We start from the raw sequence: 6,153 nt of genomic DNA, 5'->3' as shown, positions 1-6,153 counted from the left end.
CTCACCACCCTCGAGACCCACGGACACGGACGGGTCAACAACAACCGGGCTGCGCAGTCCGCCCGCCGCCAAGCGGTCGCAGCCCTCGCGCACACCGCCGCCGGTGCCGGCATCACGGTGGTCTCGGTGCCTGCCCGAGGATCGTCCGCACAGTGTCCGGGCTGCGACGAACCACTCTCCCGCCCCGGCGGCTACCACACCGCGTGGTGTTCACGCTGCCGGGTCGGCGGCAACCGCGACCATATGGCCGGGGTGAACCTGGCCAAACGCGCACTGCTCGGCAAAGGCAAAGTCACCCGGCGGCGTGGGCAGATGCCCGCGGTCCGGGTCGCCGAACATGCACCGGTGCGCCAGTGCCGCGACAAGAACGGTCCGACACCGGGCAGGCCGCGGCATCGCCGGGTCCGCCGCAGCCTGCCCACCACAACACCGCAGGTGGGGGTGAATCCGAACAGGCATGTTCCTGCACCACAAGCGTCGGTGTGGGACACGGTCAAACCCACACCACCGCACGGTGATACGGGTAGCCGTGACACACCTACATCTCAAGCGTCCGCCACACCAGTGGCAGATAGTTTGAGATCTACGTAGACGCTCATCTCGCTGGCGCTCCTCGGTCAGCCCGGACAGCGCGTTGCGGAACGCGGTGCGCTGGTTGTCGAGCATGAGACCGCGCTAGTCGGAGATGGGGTTCGGGGTGCTGGGTGTCTCGTTCATGGGTTCAGTGGCGTCGATAGCGGACAGGGAGTGTCCTCAATCGTCGGCGCTTCGGGATTCACCCGGCGCGGACAGATGACGGTTCCGCGCGTCCTGAGCGGTCCGGGCAGGCCCGCCCTACGATCGACACAAGTGTCCGGGGAACGCCGCGTTCCTGTGATCGAGTCGCAAATCGAGGTGCTTATGCCCCTGGAAGATTCGTTTTCGACGCACGCCGACCCGTCCCGGGAGGGCGCTGCCCAACCGGAGCACGACCTCGAAGGCCACATCATCGAGGCCCGGTCCGAGGACTTCTTCCATGCCCGAGAACTGCAAGTGGACAACGAGTGGTTCAAGACCGCCGTCTTCTACGAGGTGCTGGTCCGTGCGTTCTTCGATTCCTCGGGCGACGGCACCGGTGACCTCAAGGGACTGACGTCCAAACTCGACTACCTGTCCTGGCTCGGCGTCGACTGCCTGTGGTTGCCGCCGTTCTACGACTCACCGCTGCGCGACGGCGGATACGACATCCGTGACTTCCGCGCGGTGCTGCCGGAGTTCGGGACGGTCGACGACTTCGTCCAGCTGTTCGATCAGGCGCACCGCCGCGGGATCCGGGTCATCACCGACCTGGTCATGAACCACACGTCCGATACCCACGCCTGGTTCCAGGAGTCGCGCAGCGATCCCGAGGGCCCATACGGCGACTTCTACGTGTGGTCCGACCGCGACGAAGCGTATCCGGACGCGCGCATCATCTTCGTCGACACCGAGACGTCCAACTGGACGTGGGATCCGGTGCGCAAGCAGTACTACTGGCACCGCTTCTTCTCCCATCAGCCGGACCTCAACTACGACAACCCCGACGTCCAGGACGCGATGATCGACGTGCTCCGATTCTGGTTGGACCTCGGAATCGACGGATTCCGGCTGGACGCCGTGCCGTATCTGTTCGAGCGGGAGGGCACCAACTGCGAGAACCTGCCGGAGACTCACGCTTTCCTCAAGAGGTGCCGGGCCGTCATGGACGCCGAGTACCCGGGTCGCGCCCTGCTCGCCGAGGCGAACCAGTGGCCGTCGGACGTCGTGGAGTACTTCGGGGAGCCGGATGTCGGGGACGAGTGCCACATGGCGTTCCACTTCCCGCTGATGCCCCGCATCTTCATGGCCGTCCGGCGGCAGAACCGCTTCCCGATCTCCGAGATTCTCGCTCAGACACCACCGATTCCGAGCTCGTGCCAGTGGGGAATCTTTCTCCGGAACCACGACGAGCTGACGCTCGAGATGGTGTCCGACGAGGAGCGCGACTACATGTATTCCGAGTACGCGCAGGATCCCCGGATGAAGGCGAACATCGGCATCCGGCGACGTCTCGCGCCATTGCTGGAGAACGACCGCAACCAGCTCGAACTGTTCACGGCGCTGCTCCTGAGCCTGCCGGGGTCACCCGTCCTCTACTACGGCGACGAGATCGGCATGGGCGACAACATCTGGCTCGGCGACCGCGACTCGGTGCGGACGCCGATGCAATGGACGCCCGACCGCAACGCCGGCTTCTCCCGGGCCGACCCGGCGCGAATGTACTTGCCCGTCATCATGGATCCCACCTACGGGTACCAGTCGGTGAACGTCGAGGCGCAGATGAACTCGACCAACTCGTTGCTGCACTGGACCCGGCGGCTGATCCAGGTCCGCAAACAGCATCCGGCGTTCGGGACGGCGTCCTTCACCGAGCTCGGCAGCGCGAACCCGGCCATACTGTCCTACGTGCGCGAGACGCCGCCGAGTGCGGAACGCCCGTACAGCGACGTCATCCTGTGCGTCAACAACCTGTCCAGGTTCCCTCAGGCGGTGATCCTGGATCTCACCGAGTTCGCCGGCCGAATCCCGGTGGAGCTCACCGGCTCCGTGCCCTTCCCCGCCATCGCGGACAACGGGTACATGATCACACTGCCCGGTCACGGCTTCTTCTGGTTCGCGCTGCAACCGGATCCCAAATCCGGCGGTGCGGTCAGCGGACATCCGGTCAGTAGCGAAGCGGAACAGGCGGTGCAACCGTGAACGAACCCACCAGTGAACGCATTCCCGACGCCACCCTCGAGCGGCAACTGGTCGAGTGGCTGCCGGACCGGCGGTGGTTCGCCGCCAAGGGCAACACCATCTCGGCGGTGCGGATCCTGCTGCGCCACCCGCTGACCGCGGTCTTCGGATTCTCGGTGGAGCATCTCCTGGTGACGGTGGAATTCGAGGCCGGGCCGCCGCAGGTGTACCAGATACCGCTGGGGTTCCGCAGTCACCTGCCGGAGGACCTTGAGCCGTGGGCGTTGCCGGACAGCGACGGGAACACCATGATCGCGTACGACGGACTGCACGACGCCGAGGTCATCACGCTGTACGCCGACCTGCTGGCCGAGGCCGAAGGGTCCGGGCCGGTGCAGTTGAAGACGGTGCCGGGCGCGGTGATCGAGCCGGGACTGCGCGGCCGGACGCTCGGTGCGGAGCAGTCGAACACGTCGGTCGTGCTGGGGGAGAAGCTTCTGCTCAAGATCTTCCGTCTGGTCACACCCGGTGTGAACCCCGACGTGGAACTGCACCTCGCTCTGTCTGCCGCCGGCAGTGAATACGTGGCGACGCTGCGGGCGTGGATGGAAACCGACGTGGCGGGTGTGCCGACCACCCTCGCCATGGTGCAGGACTTCGAAGCCAACTCCGCCGACGGGTGGAGCATGGCGCTCGGCAGCGTCCGCGACCTCCTGATCGAAGCCGACCTCCACGCCGCGGAGTTGGGAACCGACTTCGCCGGTGAGGCCCATCGCATGGGCGCCGCCGTCGCCGAGGTGCACGCCACCCTGGCGCGTGAACTCGGTGCGCAGCAACGACAGGTCGCGTCGACGACCGTGGAGGCGATGACCCGCAGGCTGGAGGTCGCCACCTCGATCGTCCCCGAGTTGCACGAGGTGGCCGGCGCTGTACGGGACAAGTTCGCCGAGGCGGAGGCGCTGGGCGCCACCACTGTCCAGCGAATCCACGGCGACCTCCATCTCGGTCAGGTGCTGCGGACGCCGGAGCGATGGCTGCTCATCGACTTCGAAGGAGAGCCGGCCAAGACGCTCGACGAGCGCCGGGAGCCGGACAGTCCACTGCGGGACGTCGCGGGGATGCTGCGTTCCTTCGACTACGCCGCCCACCACCTGCTGGCCGATTCGGTGCCGATGGGAGCGAAGGGGGCCGCGTCGCAGCGGGACTTCCGTGCGCGGGAATGGGCCCAGCGCAACGCCGACGCCTTCTGCGACGGCTATACCTCGGTGTCGGGCACCGATCCCCGTGCGGCGGCGGCGCTGCTCCGCGCCTACGAACTCGACAAGGCCGTGTACGAGACCGTGTACGAGGCCAGGAACCGCCCGAGTTGGATCGGCCTGCCCCTCTCCGCCATTCGCAGACTCACCGCAGCACCTCGGTGAGAGCCGGGGACGACACCGTGCCCGTGTCCGAAGCACGCGGAGCATGCGTGTCGAACTGAGTGCGGTACAGCTCCTCGTACCGGCCACCGGCGGCGAGCAGTTCGGTGTGGGTGCCGCGTTCGACGATGCGCCCGGCCTCGACGACGAGGATCAGGTCCGCCGCGCGGACGGTCGACAACCGGTGCGCGATCACCACGGCCGTGCGGCCGGCGAGGGCCTCGCCGAGAGCTTCCTGGACGGCTGCCTCGGACGTGGAGTCGAGATGCGCCGTGGCCTCGTCGAGGATGACGACCCGCGGGTGCGCGAGCAGTAGTCGCGCGATGGTCAACCGCTGACGTTCTCCCCCGGACAGCCGGTAGCCGCGTTCGCCGACCACCGTGTCGAGGCCGTCGGGCAGGGCGGCGACCAATTCGGTGAGCCGCGCCCGTTCCAGGACCTCCGCGAGTTCCGCCGGAGTGGCGCCGGGACGGGCGAGCAGGAGGTTGGCCCGCACGGTGTCGTGGAAGAGGTGCCCGTCCTGCGTCACCATGCCGACGGTGGCCCGCACGGAGTCGGCGGTCAGGTCTCGCACGTCCACCCCGCCGAGTTTCACCGAGCCCGCGTCGGCGTCGTAGAGCCGGGGGACCAGTTGGGCGATGGTGGATTTGCCGGCCCCGGACGACCCCACCAGCGCGACCATCTGCCCGGGTTCGGCGCGGAACGACAGTCGGTGCAGCACCTCGACGCCGCCGCGGGTGTCGAGGGTCGCGACCTCCTCGAGCGACGCCAGCGACACCTTGTCGGCCGACGGATACGCGAATTCCACGGAGTCGAACTCCACCGACACGGGCCCCTCGGGCACCGCGACGGCGTCGGGCTTCTCCGCGATCAACGGCTTCAGGTCGAGGACCTCGAAGACACGCTCGAAACTCACCAGCGCGCTCATCACGTCCATGCGTGCGCTGGCCAGGGCGGTGAGGGGCGAGTACAGCCGGGTCAGCAGCATGGCCATGGCGACGACGGCGCCCGCGTCGAGTTGTCCCCGCAGCGCGTAGAACCCGCCCAGGCCGTAGACGAGCGCCAGCGCGAGCGCCGAGACGAGCGTGAGCGCGGTGACGAACACCGACTGGAGCATTGCCGTGCGGACCCCGATGTTCCGCACTCGTCGGGCGCGGACCGCGAATTCCGCGGACTCCTCGGCCGGGCGGCCGAACAGCTTGACGAGGGTGGCGCCGGGAGCCGAGAACCGCTCGGTCATCTGGGTGCTCATCACCGAGTTGTGGTTGGCCGCCTCACGATTGAGTTGCGCGAGCCGCGCGCCCATCCTGCGGGCGGGCAGGACGAAGATTGGCAGCAGTAGTAGTGCGAAGAGGGTGATCTGCCAGGAGATCCCGACCATCACGATGAGCGTGATACCGAGCGTGACCAGGTTGGACACCACCCCGGACAGGGTGTCGCTGAACGCGCGCTGCGCCCCGATCACGTCGTTGTTGAGGCGACTGACCAGCGCGCCGGTGCGGGTGCGGGTGAAGAAGGCGATCGGCATCCGCTGCACGTGGTCGAACACGGCGGTCCGCAGGTCGAGGATCAGGTTCTCGCCGATGCTCGCGGACAGCCACCGCGTCCACAGGGCGAGTGCGGATTCGAGGACTGCGATGACTGCGATGAGCGCCGCGAGGCGCACGACGACGGACACCGCGTCGCCCTCGACGATCGCGTTGACGACGCGGCCGGCCAGCACCGGAGTGGCCACGGCCAGTGCCGCCGTCACGACGCTGAGCAGCAGATACCATCCGAGGCTACGACGGTGCGGCAGGGCGAACCGGGCTATCCGCCGCAACGTCGTGCGGGAGAAGGGTCGACGATCCTCTTGAGCGTGCATCGCGTTGTACATCGCGTTCCACGCCGTGACTTCCATGCTCATGCCAGCGGCCTCCTGTCGCTATCCCCCCACGGTAGAGCCGGGGTATGACACGACGGTAGAACCTCGACTTAACTCGAGGTCAAGCCGCGCGCG

The 6,153-nt window shown here is 67.5% G+C and carries 4 protein-coding genes; 3 read left to right on the top strand and 1 reads right to left on the bottom strand.

Annotated elements, in window-relative coordinates:
- The 3 genes from RJ1_RS31890 to RJ1_RS31880 form a co-directional block, all read left to right on the top strand.
- Positions 1-591: zinc ribbon domain-containing protein (locus RJ1_RS31890; RefSeq protein ID WP_143169576.1), on the top strand; the 591-nt coding region annotated here is incomplete at its 5' end.
- A gap of 309 nt (positions 592-900) precedes the next feature.
- Positions 901-2,757 carry a maltose alpha-D-glucosyltransferase gene (gene treS, locus RJ1_RS31885; protein WP_073366492.1) on the top strand — a complete coding sequence of 619 codons (1,857 nt, stop codon included), beginning with the start codon at positions 901-903 and terminating at the stop codon, positions 2,755-2,757.
- A complete protein-coding gene (locus RJ1_RS31880; protein ID WP_073366489.1) occupies positions 2,754-4,157 on the top strand; it encodes a maltokinase N-terminal cap-like domain-containing protein in 1,404 nt (467 codons plus the stop codon). The genes treS and RJ1_RS31880 overlap by 4 nt, the downstream gene beginning before the upstream one ends.
- Here the strand turns inward: RJ1_RS31880 and RJ1_RS31875 are convergent.
- Positions 4,138-6,060: an ABC transporter ATP-binding protein gene (locus tag RJ1_RS31875; protein WP_073366488.1), complete on the bottom strand. Its 1,923-nt coding sequence runs from the start codon at positions 6,058-6,060 to the stop codon at positions 4,138-4,140. The two genes, RJ1_RS31880 and RJ1_RS31875, sit on opposite strands and share 20 nt — an antisense overlap.
- Positions 6,061-6,153 lie beyond the last annotated feature (93 nt).

Source organism: Rhodococcus jostii NBRC 16295, from assembly GCF_001894825.1.
In the GTDB taxonomy this organism is placed as follows: domain Bacteria; phylum Actinomycetota; class Actinomycetes; order Mycobacteriales; family Mycobacteriaceae; genus Rhodococcus_F; species Rhodococcus_F jostii.
Note: the sequence above shows the minus strand (reverse complement) of the source record. Positions and strands in the feature narration are given on the sequence as shown.

Coding starts and splice junctions, on each gene's coding strand:
- treS (WP_073366492.1), top strand. CDS start 901: ATGCCCCTGGAAGATTCGTTTTCGACGCACGCCGACCCGTCCCGGGAG.
- RJ1_RS31875 (WP_073366488.1), bottom strand. CDS start 6,060: ATGAGCATGGAAGTCACGGCGTGGAACGCGATGTACAACGCGATGCAC.